Source organism: Mucilaginibacter pallidiroseus (assembly GCF_007846085.1).
Lineage (GTDB): Bacteria > Bacteroidota > Bacteroidia > Sphingobacteriales > Sphingobacteriaceae > Mucilaginibacter > Mucilaginibacter pallidiroseus.
Window position 1 is genome coordinate 240,975 of sequence record NZ_VOEJ01000005.1, and the last position, 18,128, is coordinate 259,102.

Sequence of the window (18,128 nt, forward strand, 5' to 3'; positions counted from 1 at the left end):
AAATTAAATTGTCAGAAAAGTGTCTTGAAAAATATAATTTTCATAATTCCGGCGATCATTTCTTAAACTTTGACTTTGATTGTTTGTCTAATTCAAGTACGTTAGTCTACTACCATCACAAATCAACTTATGCTTAAACGCTGCTTTATACTTTTAATTGCAATTGCCTCGGTTAATGTTTGCTTGGCTCAAGAAGTTATAGTTGTAAAAAGAAAACTCGACGAGAATATAAACGAAGTATTTGATGTACTAAAGAGCAACAATGCCATAAGAAACGGTAAGTATACGGCATACTATAAAAAGAAGACAATTTTCGCAACAGGCTCATTTGACAATGACAAACGCGTGGGCTTGTGGCAATTTTATGATCTAAAGGGTAATATAACGCAAACTTATAATTACACCTCAAAAAAAATTTATTACGAAGCGCCCGAGCTCGAATCTTCACCTCTTAGATATTTTGTTGACAGAGAGCTGAACCCTGGCGATACTATTACTAAACCACTAAGGGTTGGTGGCCGCTACTACGGCTTTTTGCCCTACCTCGATCTGTTTACCCTGCCGAGCGGCTACCAGGAATTAGATGGTAAAATAGGTGCCATGGTTGAGCTATTGGTAAGCCCAGGTGGCCGCCTCGCCGATTACAAGGTGCATCTTATAGTACCCGGCGCGCCACAGGCCTTTAGAATAATTAACATGAATATTAATTTACCCAACCCCGACGATCTTGTTTTTGTACCGGCTAAGCTGAATGGCGAACCGGTATCTTGCCGTATAAGCATACGCTGTGGAATAACATCAGGCGGACACCTGGAATTTTTGCAGTGAGATTTTGGTCATGCTTAGCACATTGAAGCATCTGATGTAAGTCATGCAGTTCGCCGATAGATGCATCGTCCCTCAGCATGACATGAAATTAATACAAACAAAACGGGCGCAATTTGCGCCCGTTTTGTTTAAGTGTCAATACTTATTAGTGATCGTGATGGCCATCAGGACCGTGGGCATGACCATGCGACAATTCTTCCGGAGTTGCAGGGCGTACATTAAGTATCTCACCTTTAAAATGTAGTTCCTGGCCCGCCATAGGGTGGTTAAGGTCAACCAGTACCGAATCTTCGGTTACTGATACTACCTGGCCCTGGAAACGGTTACCCTGGTTATCCTGTAAAGGCAACATCTGGCCCACTTCAGGTATCTCGCCACCGTCAAACATTTCTTTTGGCAGGTTAGCAACAGCTTCTTCATCAAATTCGCCGTAACCATCTTGCGCAGAAATACGGAAATCATAAGTATCTCCCGTAGATAGTGTGCTTAAGTTCTCTTCAAACTTTGGTATCATCTGGCCTGCGCCAAACAAAAAAGTTAAAGGCTGCTCTTGCGTTGCGCTTTCGGTAAGGCCTTCAGTTCCGTCCTCTTTTTTAACATAGAGGTCATATGTTAACGATACTACGTGATTTGCTTCAATTTTCATTTAATTTTTGTTTTTGGTTGTGGAAGCGTTTTCTGCAAAGAAAGCATTATGCTTCATAACCGGTTTTATTTATAAGGAATCAATTATTTATTTGTTTTAATGCGTCGGCCAAATTATCGGCCGGCAGCTGGCAGGTTTTGTCGCGGCAAACATATATGCGGCTGCCACTTTCAAACTTACCGGCGAGCAAAGGTAATGTTCCGGTGTTACCGCCCAACATTATTTTATCCGGAATGTAAGTTTGCTCCATCTGCTGCCTCAGCGTTTCAAAATCCGGCCCGGTGATGGCTATTTCGTACACCCCGAAAATTTCATCCAGTAACAGCGTAGTCCAGTTTGGATAGGCAGTACCATATTTGGCCAGATGCGGTACAATGTTACGCAGCATTTGTGCCGATACATCGAGGTAACCGTCATTGTCAAAAAACAAACCCAGCTTTTTTAAATTGCGAGCCATTACCGAGTTTGATGAAGGGATAACACCATCCATAATTTCGGATTTACGTGCTATTAGCTGCTCATCATTATCGGCAGTAAAATAAAATATGCCGCCATCTGCACTGTAATAATGTGCCAATGCATAATCAGCCAATTTTTGTGCTTGTATAAGCCAGCTTTCATCAAACGTCACCTCATAAAGGGCAATAAGCGAATCAACAACATTCGCGTAATCATCCAGGAAAGCTTCCCCCCAATTATCAGTTGCGACATTTGGTTTATAAACTCGTGCTATCCTTGCCCCTCGTAATAAATTATTGCTGATGAATAAGGCATTCTGCAGAGCCAGTTCGAGGTAGGCCGGTTCGTTAAATGCACGGTAGGCATCGCAAAGCCCTTTTAGCATGAGCCCATTCCATGATGCCAGAATCTTGTTATCAAGCCCCGGTCGCACCCGTTTACTGCGGACATCAAAAATTTTCTGTTTAGCGGCGGCAATACGATCGGTTAATTCGTTTACAGGCAATCCTAACTTTGCGGATAACGCTTCGTCATCTTCTCTCCTGAAAAACACGTTCGAGTGTTCTTCTTCCCAGTTGCCCTCTTCTGTTACATTGAAATATATGTTAAAGAGTTCTGCCTCATCTCCTAATATTTCATCAATTTCTGCTTTAGCGAAAATGTAAAACTTTCCTTCTATCCCCTCGCTATCCGCATCCAGGGCCGAGTAAAAGCCCCCCTCGGGAGATGTAAGTTCGCGCTGTACAAAATCCACAATTTCCTGCACTACCTTTTTATATAAAGGGTCGGGCTGCCATGTGTAGGCTTCGGCGTAAAGGCTTAGTAGCTGCCCGTTGTCATATAGCATCTTTTCGAAGTGCGGCACGTGCCAAACACCATCCACCGCGTAGCGTGCAAAGCCGCCGCCAATATGGTCGTAAATACCGCCGTAAGCCATCTTTTTTAACGTAAGCTTTACTTTTTCGGCGATACCTTTATCCTTCATTAAGTGCGCGTAGCGCATTAAAAACACCCAATTATTAGGCATCGGGAATTTTGGTGCGCCGCCAAAGCCGCCTTCCTTATCATCAATATAGCGGCGCCATGTAGCAATAATAGGCTGCAGATCGGCTTGGGTATATTTAGCCTGCCCGGCAACAAAGGGCACGCTCTCGTATTGTTTAATACCTTCGGTAAGCCGTACGGCGTAATCCTCGGCTTCTTGCGGTTTGGTTTTGTAGAAGTCGGCAAGGTTAAATAGCAGGCTTGTCCAGTCGTTTTTACGGAAATAAGTGCCGCCATAAATTGGCCGCTGATCGGGCAGGCAAATGCAGTTAAGAGGCCAGCCGCCACGACCGCTCATAAGTTGTATGGCACTCATATATATCTGGTCAACATCCGGGCGCTCCTCCCTATCTACCTTAATACATACAAAATATTCGTTCATTACGCTGGCTACATCGGCATCTTCAAAGCTTTCATGCTCCATTACGTGGCACCAGTGACAGGCGGAGTAACCTATGCTTACCAATATCAGCTTGTTTTCGTCCTTGGCTTTTTTCAATGCCTCTGGCCCCCAGGGGTACCAGTTTACCGGGTTGTTGGCATGCTGTAACAAATATGGCGAAGTAGAATTGGCAAGACGATTCATATACAGTAGATAATTGGCTAAAGTGTTAATTGTTTCGGGGATGTGCAAATCAATCAACTCACATGTGTGAATGACAAAGTATTGGCTTACTTATTTTTCAATATATTTTGAAAGTACAATAAATAAAATATAATTTTGACTGTAAAAATTATCAGTCATGAAAATTGCCGACAAAATTAAATGGGCCAAGTTAATTATGTTTTTGGCCGCTGTTTACAACCTGTTTTGGGGAGCAGTCATTTCACTTTATCCGTATATAATTCTTTTTGGTAACCCTCCTACCGACTTCCTGCTCATTATACTACGTTGTGTGGGCATGTTGGTTGGCGTTTATGGCATTGCCTATTACTTTGCATCACGCGATCCTGAAGCCTATTGGCCCCTAATATTTGTGGGCTGGCTTGGCAAACTGCTTGGGCCAATCGGGTCAGCGTATTATATATTGACGGGTAAATTGACACCTACGTTTTTGTGGGTAAACCTTTGGAATGATATTATTTGGCTTTATCCATTTGGGTGGATTATTTACCATGCTTTTACGGGCCAGCTAAGTACCCAAGCGAAACCTAAAGGAACCTTATACCAGCGGCTTATGGATAATGATTTTAATAAGCTGTCTGATAATTTAAAAGCTTTTCATGGGGCTAACCACCCAATTACGGTAACCGGAGAATTTAAAGTGAGTCGTGGCACGGGCTTTATAAATAATTTTTTTGCAAACCTTGCCAACTTGCCCAAAAGCATTGAGGCGGCGCCCGCGGAGCTGATTGTAACCCCAAATAAAAGCGGTGAAACCTGGAGCCGCAGGTTAGGCGATAAGCAAGTGCTGTCAAACCAATGGCTACGTGACGGCTTACTGGTTGAGCGTTTTAGCGTATTGAATATTTATTTGAAAGCTGAGACTCAAAATGGCGATTTAATCATTTACGATATTGCCTGCACAGTGCTGGGCATACCCATGCCACCGTTTTTCACACCAACAGTGATAGCTACCGGCACTGATGTTGGCAATAGCATCCTCATAGATGTAGAGATAGGGTTTAAACCTTTTGGCCGCATTATCAATTACCAGGGCAAGGTAAAACCAATTGCCGAAAATATTAAAGAGATAGCGTAACGAATACGTCCTAAAAGTGTTAGGATTTTTTAAAGCCGCCGCGCTTTCCCTTTCAGCCCAAAACATTAGTTTTGCAGATCAAGAAAGAGGATAAGGATTTGGATTACTTACAAGGTTTAAACCCCGAGCAAAAGGCAGCTGTACAGCAAATTAAAGGCCCGGTAATGATTATTGCCGGTGCAGGTTCTGGTAAAACAAGGGTAATTACTTATCGCGTTGCACACCTGTTACGCAGCGGGGTTGACAGTTTTAACATCCTGGTTTTAACCTTTACCAACAAGGCGGCCAAAGAAATGCGCGAGCGTATAAACCATATTGTTGGCCCCGAGGCTAAAAACATTTGGATGGGTACTTTTCACTCGGTGTTTTCTAAAATACTGCGTGTTGAGGCCGACAAGCTTGGATACCCAAACAACTTTACCATTTATGATACCGACGACAGCAAAAGTGTTATCCGAGCCATTTTAAAAGAGATGCAGCTGGATGATAAGCTGTACAGTCAAAATTTTGTTTATAACCGTATATCTGCAGCCAAAAACAACTTAGTTGGCTGGCAGGAATATCAAAATAACGAGCAAATACAAGCCGACGATTTTAGCAGTGGCCGTGGGCAAATGGGTAAGATATACGAGATGTATGCCCAGCGTTGCTACCGTGCCGGTGCAATGGACTTTGATGATTTACTATTTAAAACCAACGAGTTGCTTAAACGCTATCCGGAAGTATTAAACAAGTACCAGCACAAGTTTAAATACCTGATGGTGGATGAGTACCAGGATACCAACTTTTCGCAATACCTTATTGTGAAACGCCTTGCCGCGGTGAACGAGAATATTTGCGTAGTGGGCGACGATGCCCAAAGTATTTATGCTTTTCGTGGTGCAAACATCCAAAATATCCTGAATTTTGAAAAAGATTACCCCGACCTTAAAGTGTTTAAGCTGGAGCAAAATTACCGCTCTACGCAAAACATCGTAAACGTTGCCAACAGTATTATTGCCAATAATAAGGATCAGCTTAAAAAGAACGTATTTTCTGAAAAGGAAAGTGGCGATAAAATAAAGGTAATGCGCGCCTTCAGCGATAACGAAGAAGGTAAATTAGTGGCTGATGCCATTATGCAGCAGCGCAGCACCACTGGCGAAAAGTGGAACGATTACGCAATACTTTATCGCACAAACGCCCAGTCTCGATCTATGGAGGAGGCTTTGCGCAAAAACGGTATTCCTTATAAAATATACGGTGGTTTATCATTTTATCAGCGCAAAGAGATAAAAGACCTGATCGCTTATTTCAGGCTTACCTTTAACCCTAATGATGAAGAGGCGCTTAAGCGCGTTATCAACTACCCTAAACGTGGCATTGGCGATACCACCGTTGACCGTATTATTGTAGCCGCCGATAAAAATAATCTTACCCCCTTCGAGGTGATTTTGCAGGCACCGCGCTATGTAGAAAAAGCACCCGCATCGCTAAACGCGTTTGCTGCCATGATACAAAGCTTCCAGGTAATTACAAAAAACCTGAGCGCCTATGAGGCTGCCCTGCACATAGCGCAACACTCGGGCTTGCTGAAGGACCTGTATGAGGATAAATCTGTTGAGGGACTTAACCGTTACGAAAACATACAGGAGTTGCTTAATGGTATAAAAGAGTTTAGTGAGCGGGAAGATATCGAGGAAAAAGGCCTGGATATTTTTATGCAGGATGTGGCACTTTTAACCAACGATGATAACGACAAAAACAAGGATGCAGATACCGTATCGTTGATGACAATACACTCATCAAAGGGACTTGAATTTGCCAACGTACACGTAGTTGGCTTGGAAGAAAACCTGTTCCCATCGCAAATGTCGCTTAATGCACGCAGTGATTTGGAGGAGGAGCGCCGCCTGTTTTATGTTGCCGTTACCCGCGCCGAGCGCAAACTTACCATAAGCTACGCTACATCACGTTTTAAATTTGGCACGCTCATCAATTGCGAGCCAAGCCGCTTTTTAGACGAGATTGATGCTAAGTATCTGGAGCTTGATTTTACCGCCAAACCGGCTCCATCAAGTTCATTTGGTAACGAGCGTACCGCCTGGACACGTAAAACAGACGGACAGCAGGACACCTATTCAAAACCCAAAGCGGCCACATCGGCACCTGTTAAAACTACATCCATACTGGCCAAGGCTCATGTGCCATCGCCGGGCTTTAAACCATCTGATACCAGCAACCTGCAGGTTGGCATGGAGGTTGAACACGAACGTTTTGGTTTTGGTAAGGTAATAAATCTGGAAGGTAACAAGCCTGATATAAAGGCAACGATATTTTTTAAAGAGATTGGCCAGAAACAGCTGCTTTTAAAGTTTGCCAAGCTGAGTATTGTAAATGGTTGAGCCGATGCTTTATTTACCCAAAACTGGGAAAGCTTTTCTACAATTACACACTGACGATAATTAACAGATAGTTAATTGGGACTATTAAGGGCATATTTAACTATGGCATTTGCTTTGGTTAATAGTTAATAACCTTTTTCCCCTATTAATTTTTATTGTTCGTTATGACCGGAGTTATTAAAAAGCAAACAAACAAATCGGCAGGTAAAAATATCCGCACCTTACGTCACGACCGTGGTTGGAGCCAGGAAGATGTTGCCAACCGTTTAGGCATCTCTATCCCTGCATTTTCAAAAATTGAAACCGGTGTTACCGATATTAATTTATCGCGCCTGGAGCAAATTGCAAATATCTTTGAAGTTAGCGTTGTAAACCTGCTTTCTCTTGAGTACGTTGAAGAGCCAAGCACCCATGATGTAAGCTTGAATATTGTTCAGAAAAAATTACTCGACCGCGAAACTGAGATCACCAACCTGCAGCGCAAAGTTATTTTGCTTTACGAAGAACTGCTTAGCAAAGGTAGCACCGTAGCAGTTTAGTTGCCCTCATACACAAGTGTTTGCTAATTAAAACACCTGAAGCATTTTGTATACCGCTTGTATTTCATTTCATTTAAGTTTATTAAATGAAATGAAAATAAAACATGTATTTACGGCTAAACAATGTTAAAAGGCTCGGAACTGTTGATATACACCCATTTGGTAGCATAATTGTAATAAGCTTGGCTCAATTATAATGAGCTATGTCAAATTACATGATATCAATTTCGGACGGGTTGGCGGGTAACGGCACGATACATGATCCAAGCAGCAAACTCAAAATAAAAGCCATCGACTTGCTTAAATCGCGCTTTAAGCCTAGCACCGGCGAGGTTAGTTTTTTTGTAACATCAGGTAACGAAACGCTTGCATTTGAAACTATGGGTTACAAAAGGCATCGTAATCTTTTAATTTTGCAAATGATATCCCGGTACTGTGTTTACCTGGGTTTGTTTGACGCGCAGATACATGCTACCTGGCCGGCTTAAAAACCCGTTTTAGTAAGTATTTTTATTGGTATCGTTAAGCATCTCGCTTATTTCGATAATCTTTTGGTCAATGTCTGATACGCATTTGTCCATCATCTGTATACATTCTTTTTCGTCTACCAGCTTTTCCTTTTCAAGATTCATTAAGCCGCGCAACGTAGCAATTGGCCCGCGTATCTGGTGCGAAAGATATGACGAGTATTCTGAAAGTTTCTTATTTTTTGCCTGAAGATCCTTGGTACGCTCATCTATGATCTCTTCGAGGTGGTGGTTTATACGATCGAGGTTGTCCTTTTGCCTTGATACCTCCGCGTTGAGCTCTGTTAACTGTGTATTGGTAACCGTTTTGCGCTTCACGTTGTTTACGAGCAATACAATTACAATCAGCAGCAAACCCGCCACAACCGTAACCGCCCAAAACTTAATCCGGTCGTTTTGCTGCGCTATCAGCAACAATTCGGTATTCTTTTGCTTAGCCTGCTGCCTAAATTGTTCCTGTATAATGTTTATCTGGGTCGACTCGCTATTCACGTGAGCCGAACTATCCTGCCGGTAAATTCCCTGCAAGTAATATAGTGCCCTTTCAAAGTTTTTCCGCTTGGATTCGAGCTGATAGATGGTGTAATTATAGTCGTTGGTTAGCTTGTCATCAGCAACTACTGCTGCATACTCCTGCCCTTCCTGTACAAACTTTTCGGCCTCGTTAAATTTACCCTGCGCTATGTATAGCGATGAAAGGGTAAGATTGATACTGGCTACAGTTTTGCTCAAACCTGCCTGCTTAGCCTCTTTATTTGCATTCAACAAAAGCTTTTCTGCAATATCATACTGGTGCAGGCTGTAATAGGCTACTCCCCTGTTTTGCAAAACCTGTATCAGATTAGTGGTATCGCCAATATTCGTGAGTATAACACTGCTTTTGTCGTAGTAATTTAACGCCTGGTAAAAATTGTTCTTGCGGTTGTAAACGTTACCAATGTTCATGTACAAAGCGCCCATGAGGGGTTGGTCATTCATGCGCTGTGCAATAAAAAGCGATTTTTGGAAATACTCAAGCGCGCTTGTAAGGTTGTTATCTAAATAAAGGTTTCCAATGTTGTTATAAACCTTCGCCTGCCCTTTAAGGTCACCTATTTTTTCGAAGTAACCGATAGCTTTTAAGTAGTTATCAATAGCACGACGGGCCTGATTTAGGTAGTAATGGCCAATACCCATAACACGGTGCGCTTCGCCCATACCGCGGTTGTATTCAAGCTTTTCGGCAAGTGCAAGAGCTCGCTTACCAATCTCGACAGTTTGGGATGCATTATTTAAACGCAACGCATACGCATCGGTATTGAGCTTCTTAACCTCATTAGTGTCTTGAGCGGCAACACCGGCACCAACACCAGCGTATAAAGAACCACTAATTAATAAAAAAACTAACAGGGCGTAAAGCTTGGTCATTTAAACTCCTATACGTGTAAATACGTGGAAAGTTATGAAATTAATGCTAACTAAAACTGATTATCCGAAATTAAGATTTACAACCAAAAAAAATATTTTTTTTCTATTTCTTGAAAATTAAAAAACATTTTTATATTTGCACTGTTAACTATTTGATTACTAATTAATTAAGATAGTTTAAAGGTATTGTTTTTTATGAAAATTCGTTTCAAAAATGATTGAAGAATTCAACCATTAGTTAGTGGCTACAACACGTAAAGTTAAGCTAAAAAGAAGGGCTGTTTAGCTCGTTTAAAAATTGCGCAAAATATGTGCAGTAGTGAACAAGAACGGCAACAGTTGAAATAAATAATTAAGTAGACGATATAAAGTCAATTCGGTATGAAAAAAATCATTATCGCGGCAGCACTATTTGCAAGTGCTGGTTTATGTGTAAGTGCAGAATTGCTGCCAATTAAAAAAACTGAGCCCCCAATTTCTCGAGGTATTGCCAGTACTGGGCCTATAAATGACGAAGCTGCAAGAAACCTTGGCACCGCCGATTAATTATATATCCTCCTTTATTTAACAGATTAAAAAACATTTAAAAAACGAGATACGATGAAAAAGATACTGTTTGCCCTTGTTGCCATATTAATTGCCGGATTACTGCCATCATGCAAAAACCAGGTTACTATTACTTCATTCGCCAACGTAATCGAACATCAGAATAGCGCTGTATCTCCACTTAAAAATTTGGGCACCGCCGATTAACACCTATTCATTACAGGAAGATTTAAAATAATACAATGAAAAAGATAATAGTTGCAGCAGCATTCATGATTACAGCGGGCCTAACCCAATCATGTAAGAACCAGGTTAGCATCAAAACATTTAATGCTGTAACAGGGCATAGCACCCACGCCATATTTAAAAACCTGGGTACAGCAGATTAATTATCCTTTTCATTTCCAGACAAGTCAACTCACAAAACATATAAATAAACAACAAAGATCATGAAAAAATCAATCATAGCATTCGCATTGATATTAACCACAGGCGTATTATCAGCAACCACCCATGCTCCGATTAAACGGGACTCATCAACCACCAAAAAAGACTTAGGTACCGCAGATACTAAAAAAGACCTGGGTACTGCCGATACTAAAAAAGATCTAGGTACTGCTGATTACAAACTGACTAAAAAAGACTTAGGAACTGCTGACTAATTATTTAGCCCTCGCACAACCAATTACCACAACAAAAATTTCAAACAAGTACAATATATAACATCATGAAAAAATCAATCATAGCAATCGCATTAGTATTATCAACAGGTATCGCTTCTGTAGCCAACGCCGGTACCGGAAAGACCAAAAAAGACTTGGGCACCGCCGATACTAAAAAAGACCTGGGTACTGCCGATACTAAAAAAGATTTAGGCACCGCCGATTACAAACTGACTAAAAAAGATTTAGGAACTGCCGACTAATTATTTAGCCCTACCCCCACACATATCAATTACATAAATAAAACTTCAAACAAGTACAACATATAACATCATGAAAAAATCAATCATAGCAATTGCATTAGTATTATCAACAGGTATTGTTTCTGTAGCCAACGCCGGAACAGGAAAAACTAAAAAAGACTTAGGCACCGCTGATACAAAAAAAGACCTGGGTACTGCCGATACTAAAAAAGACTTAGGTACTGCTGATTACAAACTGACTAAAAAAGATTTAGGAACTGCTGACTAATTATTTAGCCCTGCCCACACACATATCAATTACCACAACAAAAACTTCAAACAAGTACAACATATAACATCATGAAAAAATCAATCATAGCAATCGCATTAGTATTATCAACAGGTATCGCTTCTGTAGCCAACGCCGGAACAGGAAAAACCAAGAAAGATTTAGGCACCGCTGATACAAAAAAAGACCTGGGTACTGCCGATACTAAAAAAGATTTAGGTACCGCTGATTACAAACTGACTAAAAAAGATTTAGGCACTGCTGACTGATTATTTAGCCCTCGCATAATCAATTACCACCACAAAAATTTCAAACAAGTACAACATATAACGTCATGAAAAAATCAATCATAGCAATCGCATTAGTATTATCAACAGGTATCGTTTCTGTAGCCAACGCCGGTACCGGAAAAACCAAAAAAGACTTAGGCACCGCTGATACAAAAAAAGACCTGGGTACTGCCGACACTAAAAAAGACTTAGGTACCGCCGATTACAAACCGACTAAAAAAGACTTAGGCACTGCCGACTAAGCTAAGCTTAAGCACCTAATGTTGAAAGTTGTATTAGCCTTTGCTTCAACTTGCTACAGAATTCATTTAATAAGCACGGCTTTAGTCGTAGCGTCTGCTAAGGCACATTGAAATTGATGCAAAATAAAAAAGGCGCAAAATGCGCCTTAGGAATGTGTAATATGCCAAATAGGTATACAATTATTTAGACTTGAACCTGTTGCAGTTATCAAGATTGTAAATAACCTGGTAGTCAGATTTTGCATCCGTTTGCTGACGGCCATTCGTTTTATTGTAAACCAACGCCTTTTGGGCCAGCTGTTGAGATGAGAGTTTAAACTCAACCGCCATAGTATCCTTCATACCTTCTTGCATAAAGGTCCAGGTAGCTTTTATAATGTCGCCCTGCATAGTGCCGCTTAAAGTACCCTTGCGACTGTCTTTCTCCTTAGGCATCCAGTTCATATCTCCGCTTACTTTGCCATTGTCGATCATCAGGTGTACTGCTGTAGTATCTTGCGCACTTGTGCCATCGGTATGTACAAAACAATATTCCATATTTTGAGCCGGAGTTTCTGCAGCAGTCACCACAGCAGTAGTATCCTGCCCGGCATTAGCTGTTGTATCACCATCTTTTTTTGCGTTACCTGCGCATGATGCAAGGGCAAGCATGCTTATAAAAAAGTACTTTTTCATTTGTTATAGTGTTTCGTAAATATTAAGCAGTAATACAATTTGCTTTAAAAAATGTTCGGCTTTATTAAATGATTAAGTTGTATGCCAACTGTACTTAGATATAGAACGGGTGTAATCATTCTTTCACGTATTTAGTCACAAACACCTCAAAAGTTTGTTTAATTGGCTTTAATACATATATTGGCAACGATTTAAGGTATTGTTTTGCATCTGCACTAAAACAAAACGCCTCGAAAAACATTTTATAACAAATACAATTAAACTAACAATTTTAAAAACTTATCATGGCAGCAGCAAAATCTGGTGGTATTACCGCCTATTCAGTTAAGACGAAAACCAAAAACGTACCGATGGTTGATCCAGTTATCGACGTAAAATCTGGTCGTTATATAGCAACAGGTAAAGATGCCGATGGTAACAAAATGGCAGCTATAATGAGCAAAGCAACTGCCGAGAGCCACATTGAAGCAGGCAACGCTAAAAAAGGTTCGGGCTGGAGTAAATAGTTCGAACTAATAAAAAACGCGGGTTTATTATGATAAACCCGCGTTTTTTATTTAAGGGCATTAATTCCAGTTTTTAAAAGGGTTTACAGATAAGCTTGCATTTGTATACCTGCCATCTTCGCTCACCTCCTTGGTAACCCAATCGGGTTTCTCAAATATTGCCTCTTCGCTCTGCAATTCAATCTCTGCAACTATTAATCCGGCGTTGTCACCTTCAAAAACATCAACTTCCCAGGTATGTCCTTTGTAGGGTATATTGTATCGTACCTTTTCAATCGATGATACAGCAAAGCCTTTTAATATTTCGATACCCTCTGCAATGGGTATTTCATATTCAAATTCGCTTCGGCTTATACCTGTAGTACCACCCTTCAGCGTTATAAAAGCAGATTTATTGGTTACACGAATGCGTACCGTACGGCTCACGTCACTTAAAATGTAGCCTTGCCTGTAAACATTGCCTTCCGGTTTGTTAAATGCAGCCCACTTTATATGATCTACTAAAAATTTCCGTTCTATCTCGATACCCATTTTTCTATCTTAACAATATTGTTATAAAGTGTTAAATAACCGGGCCTTTGGCCTGCGGTAAAGCTAATTGTTTATCTTAGCCCGAGCTACTTTTTTTGTGAAATGATCTTAAGAAAATTTACCCTCCTCGTATCATTAATCGCTCTGTTTTCTGCATCAGCGTTTGCCCAAAGGGATACTGTAGACCTTAACACCCTGCTTGCCAAAACTGTAAAATTTGCAGGCGATTACCCCATCGAGAAAGTTTACGTACACTTTGATAAACGCTTTTATGCCGCCGGTGATACGGCCTGGTTTAAGGCTTATGTTACGATGGAAAATCACCGGCCAACTAATATCAGCACCATAGTTTACCTGGATATTGCCAACAACCGCGATTCAATAGTACAGATACTAAAAATGCCGGTTACCAATGGCGTTGCAAGCGGCAGCCTTATTTTTTTACCTTCACAATATGCACAGGGCAATTATCATATAAGAGCATACACAGCATGGATGCGCAACTTTGAGCCCGACTACTTTTTTAATAAAAACATTGCTATTGGCAATGCTATAGATAACGATGTAAAAACCAATGTAAGTTTTAAAAGCAGCCCTACTGCAGATGGCAAATTAAAGGTTGATGCCGCCATAACTTACAACGAGGCAGGCATAGTGCAGGCAAATAAAAAGGTAAACTGGATTGTTGGCCTAAACGGCAGCGAAATTGCAAAAGGCAAGGGCACTACAGATGCCAACGGCATCTTGAACGTAAGCTTTACCGGAGTTGCAAATGCCAATCTGAAAAACGCCTTGCTTACAACCCAAATGGATATGGGTGAACGCCGAACGGTTACTAATAATATTGCTATAAAGCCGGCCATAGGTAGCAAGGACGTTCAATTTTTCCCGGAAGGCGGCGAGCTAATTAACGGCGTACGCTCTCGTGTGGCTTTTAAGGCTATAGACATAAACGGGTTAGGCATTGAGGCAAAAGGTTCGGTAGTTGATAATGCCGGTACCGAGGTTATTACTTTTTCTTCAAAACATCTGGGGATGGGTGTGTTTGCCATGGTACCTGAAGAAGGTAAAAGTTATAAAGCGAATATCACTTTTGCTGATGGGTCAAAAGCTACCTACCCCTTGCCACGCTCGATGCCGGGCGGTATCAACATGACAATTTACAATGCACCGGCCGATAGTAACATCACGCTGAAAATATCAACCAACCAAAACTATTTCCAGGCAAACCAAAACAAGCACTTTTACGTGATTGGGCAAATAGGCGGTGCCATATTTTTTGCAGCCAAAACTACTTTACAATCGCAGGTTTATAACGCATCGATACCTAAACGCAAATTTCCCACAGGATTGGTACAGTTTACACTGCTTTCAGCTTTTGGTTCGCCGGTTAGTGAGCGTCTTATATTCATCAACCATAAGGACAACCTGAAACTGAACATCGCTACTGATAAAAAGATATATACAACACGCCAGAACGTTCGCTTATCCGTATTGGCCAAAAACAAGCTACTGCCGGTTCAGGGTAATTTTTCGGTGTCGGTAATTGACGAAGGAAAAGTACCTTATGATGAAAACAACGAGACAACCATACTTTCGAACCTTTTGCTTACATCAGACCTGAAAGGATACATTGAAAAGCCGAACTATTACTTTTTAGCTAAAAACGCTACAGCCGAAGAAGATTTAGATTTGCTCCTGCTCACACAAGGTTATCGCCGCATATCCTACTCAAACATCATAAACAACCGTTTGCCAAAATTATTTTTAATGCCCGAATTAAACGGAATTGAAATAGCAGGCATCTTACGGAACAACACGGGCCTTCCTATTGCAAAAGGTAATCTTCGCCTTGCTATACCCGGCAAGCAGTCCGTCGAAACCATAACTGATATGACGGGTAACTTTAAATTGTCGAATCTTAATTTCAAGGATTCATCACAGCTTACATTGAGCGCGCGCAACAATCCAAATAACAGGAACCTGATGATCAACGTGAATCCGGAAACAGTGCAAAGCCCTTCCGCCAACGCCTATGCGCCGGATGAGATCACAAATATCGATAGCACGTTTAAGCCTTACCTAAATAATAGCAAGGTAAGATATGATGCCTTACACATATTGAAAGAGGTTGTAATTAAATCGACAGTTATAAAACGGGCTCCGCACCTTGACTACCCTATGTTGAGTACGCTGCCGCCATTAGCCGACCAAACCATTGGGGCCGAAAGGATTGGATCTTGCCCATCATTGCTAACCTGTTTGCCAGCTATAGCTTTAGGTATAACATTTGACAATAATCTTTTGTACCTTACCCGCTACTACAACACTCCCAATAAAGCCCCGGTACAAATCTATGTAGACGGCCTTGCTGTTGATGCAAACTATTTAAATGGTGTACGCGGCGACAACGTTGAAAATATAGAGGTTTTTTATAAAGATGGCGTAAGTGGCATTAATAACATGTTCGGCACAATGGGCATTATTTCCATTACTATGAAAAAAATAAAAAAGGAGAAGATAAGTTTTGCCCAACTTCAGGAAATGATTCCGCCGCCAAGTATACTTAATTTTATGCCGTTTGGTTACGCGCCTGTGCGTGAGTTTTACTCGCCCAAATACATAGTGCCTAAAACAAACGGCACTACAGACCTGCGCACTACAATTTACTGGAACCCTAAAGTGATTACCGATAAAACAACAGGTACAAGCACATTTGATTTTTACAATGCCGATAGCCGTGGAACCTACCGCGTAACTATTGAAGGGCTTGATACTGATGGCAACCTTGGCCGTTCGGTTATCAGGTACACGGTTAAGTAGCTATAATACTATATGATTTATTAGTCCGCTCATTTATTTGTGCGGACATTTTTGTTTAGGTAAATGACATTGTAATGGTTTAGATGCGTGAACAATTGAACGCCAACGCCTGTTGCTTAATCAATATCAAACACCAAAATCATGAGCGATATAAACACCTCAACAAACAAAACATTTAAAATAGGCGGCGAAATCACCATAAACAGGCTTGGTTACGGCGCCATGCGCATTACCGGCAAAGGCATATGGGGGCCGCCTGCCAACCATGATGAATCTATCCGCGTGCTAAAAAAAGCTGTAGAGCTTGGCGTTAATTTCATTGATACTGCCGATAGCTACGGCCCAAATGTATCTGAAGAACTGATTGCCGAAGCACTTCATCCGTACGCATCAGACTTGCTAATAGCCACCAAGGGCGGTTTATTGCGCACCGGGCCCGACCAATGGCCTGTTGACGCCAGCCCTGAGCATTTAAAAGAAGCTTTGGAAGGTAGCTTGAAACGCTTAAAAGTTGACCATATCGACCTGTATCAATTACACCGCATTGATCCAAAAGTACCTGCCGAAAAAAGCTTCGAATTTTTAAAGAACGCACAACAGGAAGGTAAAATAAAACACATAGGTTTATCGGAAGTTGATGTTGATGCCATTAAACATGCGCAGGAATACTTTGATGTGGTATCGGTACAAAATATGTACAGCGTAGATAACCGTAAATGGGAAGGTGTCCTGGAGTATTGCGAAGAAAATAATATTGCGTTCATACCATGGTATCCCCTAAGCGGTGGCAATGTCACCGCGGAAGAAAAGCTGAAAGCAATTGCCGACAAACACGGCGCTACCATACACCAGATTGCCCTTGCATGGCTATTGCAACATTCGCCCAATATATTACTTATCCCGGGCACATCAAGTGTGGCCCACCTGGAAGAGAACATGAAGACAGCCGACATTAAACTGGACGAAGCTGACATTGAAGAATTAGATGGTATTAACCCGCCGGTAGGTTAAGCGACCATTAAGCTATTTAAAAGGATATCACAAATGTGATATCCTTTTTTGTTATATGTATTTTTGCTTCAATGAAAACTAAAGAAGAGATTCTAGACAGCTTTTATAGCACTGGCGCTGATGGCAATCCCGAAATGTCTGCCAATGATTTATTGAACGCTATGGAAGCTTATGCCAGGCAGGCTTTTGAAGCAGCAAAACAAACGCAACATGGGCAGCAAACGTTTACCAGCTATGCCGACTACGTAGCCACTTTACAGCCGGAGCCACACAACGCAGAGGCAGAAACCGTGCGCCTTGTTTCCGAAACAATCATTGAACAATTTATCCCGCATGACCCCGCTGTTCAGCAGTTTTCGTTCGATTTTAAAACGTCCGGTAAAAGTTACCGTGTTCATTACCAAAAATCGGCACAGGGTTACTGGGAATTTAACGGCTACGACTGCTTATAACTTCACTTAGATATTCCTAGATATTTGCCACCTTAAATGGCTTAATATCCACCGTCTCCCAAACTTTAGCTACAATATAAATTTCGTTTTCCTTCCAGTCCTGCAGTTCGCTTTCGCTCTCAAATTGCAGCACCAGCGTTGATCCTATCATTTTACCATCGTCATTAAGCATGGCACCGCCTAAAACAAAATTGCCGCTCTCCTTAAGGCGTTTTGCGCCATCAAGGTGTTGCTGCCTCGCATTCATGCGTCTGTCAAGAGCACCCTCGTCGGTATAATCGTATCCGGTAACTAAGTATTGTTTCATATCAAGAAAATTAAA

23 protein-coding genes are annotated in these 18,128 nt (G+C 41.4%); 17 read left to right on the forward strand and 6 right to left on the reverse strand.

What is annotated here, in order from left to right; genetic code table 11:
* Positions 1-129: 129 nt before the first annotated feature.
* Entirely contained in the window at positions 130-828 is a 699-nt protein-coding gene (locus FPZ43_RS12085) for a toxin-antitoxin system YwqK family antitoxin (protein ID WP_146382179.1), read from the forward strand.
* A 145-nt stretch (positions 829-973) separates the two neighbouring features.
* On the opposite strand, the gene FPZ43_RS12090 is transcribed toward FPZ43_RS12085, so the two are convergent.
* Positions 974-1,474, reverse strand: coding sequence for an FKBP-type peptidyl-prolyl cis-trans isomerase (locus tag FPZ43_RS12090; RefSeq protein WP_146382180.1), 501 nt, complete (start codon positions 1,472-1,474; stop codon positions 974-976).
* Positions 1,475-1,553: 79 nt separating this feature from the next.
* Complete coding sequence (locus tag FPZ43_RS12095; protein ID WP_146382181.1) at positions 1,554-3,563, reverse strand: thioredoxin domain-containing protein; 2,010 nt, start codon at positions 3,561-3,563, stop codon at positions 1,554-1,556.
* Between the two features lie 157 nt (positions 3,564-3,720).
* Here FPZ43_RS12095 and FPZ43_RS12100 point away from each other — a divergent pair, with 157 nt between their 5' ends.
* The 4 genes from FPZ43_RS12100 to FPZ43_RS12115 all read left to right on the forward strand — a co-directional run bounded on the left by FPZ43_RS12100 (position 3,721) and on the right by FPZ43_RS12115 (position 8,091).
* Positions 3,721-4,680 (forward strand): DUF4166 domain-containing protein, encoded by a 960-nt coding sequence (locus FPZ43_RS12100; RefSeq protein ID WP_146382182.1) that lies wholly within the window; start codon positions 3,721-3,723, stop codon positions 4,678-4,680.
* Between the two features lie 98 nt (positions 4,681-4,778).
* Positions 4,779-7,064, forward strand: a complete 2,286-nt coding sequence (locus tag FPZ43_RS12105) for an ATP-dependent helicase (protein WP_146382302.1) — start codon at positions 4,779-4,781, stop codon at positions 7,062-7,064.
* 164 nt (positions 7,065-7,228) lie between these two features.
* Complete coding sequence (locus FPZ43_RS12110; protein WP_146382183.1) at positions 7,229-7,603, forward strand: helix-turn-helix domain-containing protein; 375 nt, start codon at positions 7,229-7,231, stop codon at positions 7,601-7,603.
* A gap of 203 nt (positions 7,604-7,806) precedes the next feature.
* On the forward strand, positions 7,807-8,091 hold the full coding sequence (locus FPZ43_RS12115; protein WP_146382184.1) for a hypothetical protein: 285 nt from the start codon (positions 7,807-7,809) through the stop codon (positions 8,089-8,091).
* A 9-nt stretch (positions 8,092-8,100) separates the two neighbouring features.
* Here FPZ43_RS12115 and FPZ43_RS12120 read toward each other — a convergent pair whose 3' ends face one another.
* Positions 8,101-9,537: a tetratricopeptide repeat protein gene (locus tag FPZ43_RS12120; RefSeq protein WP_146382185.1), complete on the reverse strand. Its 1,437-nt coding sequence runs from the start codon at positions 9,535-9,537 to the stop codon at positions 8,101-8,103.
* A gap of 381 nt (positions 9,538-9,918) precedes the next feature.
* Between FPZ43_RS12120 and FPZ43_RS19295 the strand changes: the two genes are divergently transcribed.
* From FPZ43_RS19295 to FPZ43_RS12145, 8 genes are all read left to right on the forward strand, one after another.
* Entirely contained in the window at positions 9,919-10,083 is a 165-nt protein-coding gene (locus tag FPZ43_RS19295; protein WP_186461826.1) for a hypothetical protein, read from the forward strand.
* Between the two features lie 54 nt (positions 10,084-10,137).
* The gene (locus tag FPZ43_RS19300; RefSeq protein ID WP_186461827.1) at positions 10,138-10,290 is read left to right on the forward strand and encodes a hypothetical protein; all 153 of its coding nucleotides are present in this window, start codon (positions 10,138-10,140) and stop codon (positions 10,288-10,290) included.
* A 35-nt stretch (positions 10,291-10,325) separates the two neighbouring features.
* Entirely contained in the window at positions 10,326-10,472 is a 147-nt protein-coding gene (locus FPZ43_RS19305; protein WP_186461828.1) for a hypothetical protein, read from the forward strand.
* Between the two features lie 60 nt (positions 10,473-10,532).
* A complete protein-coding gene (locus FPZ43_RS12125; RefSeq protein WP_146382186.1) occupies positions 10,533-10,745 on the forward strand; it encodes a hypothetical protein in 213 nt (70 codons plus the stop codon).
* A gap of 65 nt (positions 10,746-10,810) precedes the next feature.
* Entirely contained in the window at positions 10,811-11,008 is a 198-nt protein-coding gene (locus tag FPZ43_RS12130; RefSeq protein ID WP_146382187.1) for a hypothetical protein, read from the forward strand.
* 70 nt (positions 11,009-11,078) lie between these two features.
* A complete protein-coding gene (locus FPZ43_RS12135; protein WP_146382188.1) occupies positions 11,079-11,276 on the forward strand; it encodes a hypothetical protein in 198 nt (65 codons plus the stop codon).
* A gap of 71 nt (positions 11,277-11,347) precedes the next feature.
* Positions 11,348-11,545, forward strand: a complete 198-nt coding sequence (locus FPZ43_RS12140) for a hypothetical protein (RefSeq protein ID WP_146382187.1) — start codon at positions 11,348-11,350, stop codon at positions 11,543-11,545.
* A gap of 65 nt (positions 11,546-11,610) precedes the next feature.
* Entirely contained in the window at positions 11,611-11,808 is a 198-nt protein-coding gene (locus FPZ43_RS12145; RefSeq protein WP_146382189.1) for a hypothetical protein, read from the forward strand.
* Positions 11,809-11,988: 180 nt separating this feature from the next.
* Here the strand turns inward: FPZ43_RS12145 and FPZ43_RS12150 are convergent, their stop codons facing one another.
* On the reverse strand, positions 11,989-12,483 hold the full coding sequence (locus FPZ43_RS12150) for a hypothetical protein (RefSeq protein ID WP_146382190.1): 495 nt from the start codon (positions 12,481-12,483) through the stop codon (positions 11,989-11,991).
* 284 nt (positions 12,484-12,767) lie between these two features.
* On the opposite strand from FPZ43_RS12150, the gene FPZ43_RS12155 reads away from it, so the two are divergent.
* Positions 12,768-12,989, forward strand: a complete 222-nt coding sequence (locus FPZ43_RS12155; RefSeq protein ID WP_146382191.1) for a hypothetical protein — start codon at positions 12,768-12,770, stop codon at positions 12,987-12,989.
* 60 nt (positions 12,990-13,049) lie between these two features.
* On the opposite strand, the gene FPZ43_RS12160 is transcribed toward FPZ43_RS12155, so the two are convergent.
* Entirely contained in the window at positions 13,050-13,520 is a 471-nt protein-coding gene (locus FPZ43_RS12160) for a CYTH domain-containing protein (protein ID WP_146382192.1), read from the reverse strand.
* Between the two features lie 102 nt (positions 13,521-13,622).
* Between FPZ43_RS12160 and FPZ43_RS12165 the strand changes: the two genes are divergently transcribed.
* From FPZ43_RS12165 to FPZ43_RS12175, 3 genes are all read left to right on the forward strand, one after another.
* Positions 13,623-16,343, forward strand: coding sequence for a carboxypeptidase regulatory-like domain-containing protein (locus FPZ43_RS12165; RefSeq protein ID WP_146382193.1), 2,721 nt, complete (start codon positions 13,623-13,625; stop codon positions 16,341-16,343).
* 141 nt (positions 16,344-16,484) lie between these two features.
* Positions 16,485-17,354 (forward strand): aldo/keto reductase, encoded by an 870-nt coding sequence (locus FPZ43_RS12170; protein WP_146382194.1) that lies wholly within the window; start codon positions 16,485-16,487, stop codon positions 17,352-17,354.
* Between the two features lie 71 nt (positions 17,355-17,425).
* The gene (locus tag FPZ43_RS12175) at positions 17,426-17,806 is read left to right on the forward strand and encodes a hypothetical protein (protein WP_146382195.1); all 381 of its coding nucleotides are present in this window, start codon (positions 17,426-17,428) and stop codon (positions 17,804-17,806) included.
* Between the two features lie 16 nt (positions 17,807-17,822).
* Here FPZ43_RS12175 and FPZ43_RS12180 read toward each other — a convergent pair whose 3' ends face one another.
* Complete coding sequence (locus tag FPZ43_RS12180; protein WP_146382196.1) at positions 17,823-18,113, reverse strand: YciI family protein; 291 nt, start codon at positions 18,111-18,113, stop codon at positions 17,823-17,825.
* Positions 18,114-18,128: the final 15 nt, after the last annotated feature.

Bases quoted from the DNA above. Each gene is read 5' to 3' on its own strand.
- FPZ43_RS12085 (WP_146382179.1), top strand. From the start codon at position 130: ATGCTTAAACGCTGCTTTATACTTTTAATTGCAATTGCCTCGGTTAAT.
- FPZ43_RS12090 (WP_146382180.1), bottom strand. From the start codon at position 1,474: ATGAAAATTGAAGCAAATCACGTAGTATCGTTAACATATGACCTCTAT.
- FPZ43_RS12095 (WP_146382181.1), bottom strand. From the start codon at position 3,563: ATGAATCGTCTTGCCAATTCTACTTCGCCATATTTGTTACAGCATGCC.
- FPZ43_RS12100 (WP_146382182.1), top strand. From the start codon at position 3,721: ATGAAAATTGCCGACAAAATTAAATGGGCCAAGTTAATTATGTTTTTG.
- FPZ43_RS12110 (WP_146382183.1), top strand. From the start codon at position 7,229: ATGACCGGAGTTATTAAAAAGCAAACAAACAAATCGGCAGGTAAAAAT.
- FPZ43_RS12115 (WP_146382184.1), top strand. From the start codon at position 7,807: ATGTCAAATTACATGATATCAATTTCGGACGGGTTGGCGGGTAACGGC.
- FPZ43_RS12120 (WP_146382185.1), bottom strand. From the start codon at position 9,537: ATGACCAAGCTTTACGCCCTGTTAGTTTTTTTATTAATTAGTGGTTCT.
- FPZ43_RS19295 (WP_186461826.1), top strand. From the start codon at position 9,919: ATGAAAAAAATCATTATCGCGGCAGCACTATTTGCAAGTGCTGGTTTA.
- FPZ43_RS19300 (WP_186461827.1), top strand. From the start codon at position 10,138: ATGAAAAAGATACTGTTTGCCCTTGTTGCCATATTAATTGCCGGATTA.
- FPZ43_RS19305 (WP_186461828.1), top strand. From the start codon at position 10,326: ATGAAAAAGATAATAGTTGCAGCAGCATTCATGATTACAGCGGGCCTA.
- FPZ43_RS12125 (WP_146382186.1), top strand. From the start codon at position 10,533: ATGAAAAAATCAATCATAGCATTCGCATTGATATTAACCACAGGCGTA.
- FPZ43_RS12130 (WP_146382187.1), top strand. From the start codon at position 10,811: ATGAAAAAATCAATCATAGCAATCGCATTAGTATTATCAACAGGTATC.
- FPZ43_RS12135 (WP_146382188.1), top strand. From the start codon at position 11,079: ATGAAAAAATCAATCATAGCAATTGCATTAGTATTATCAACAGGTATT.
- FPZ43_RS12140 (WP_146382187.1), top strand. From the start codon at position 11,348: ATGAAAAAATCAATCATAGCAATCGCATTAGTATTATCAACAGGTATC.
- FPZ43_RS12145 (WP_146382189.1), top strand. From the start codon at position 11,611: ATGAAAAAATCAATCATAGCAATCGCATTAGTATTATCAACAGGTATC.
- FPZ43_RS12150 (WP_146382190.1), bottom strand. From the start codon at position 12,483: ATGAAAAAGTACTTTTTTATAAGCATGCTTGCCCTTGCATCATGCGCA.
- FPZ43_RS12155 (WP_146382191.1), top strand. From the start codon at position 12,768: ATGGCAGCAGCAAAATCTGGTGGTATTACCGCCTATTCAGTTAAGACG.
- FPZ43_RS12160 (WP_146382192.1), bottom strand. From the start codon at position 13,520: ATGGGTATCGAGATAGAACGGAAATTTTTAGTAGATCATATAAAGTGG.
- FPZ43_RS12165 (WP_146382193.1), top strand. From the start codon at position 13,623: ATGATCTTAAGAAAATTTACCCTCCTCGTATCATTAATCGCTCTGTTT.
- FPZ43_RS12170 (WP_146382194.1), top strand. From the start codon at position 16,485: ATGAGCGATATAAACACCTCAACAAACAAAACATTTAAAATAGGCGGC.
- FPZ43_RS12175 (WP_146382195.1), top strand. From the start codon at position 17,426: ATGAAAACTAAAGAAGAGATTCTAGACAGCTTTTATAGCACTGGCGCT.
- FPZ43_RS12180 (WP_146382196.1), bottom strand. From the start codon at position 18,113: ATGAAACAATACTTAGTTACCGGATACGATTATACCGACGAGGGTGCT.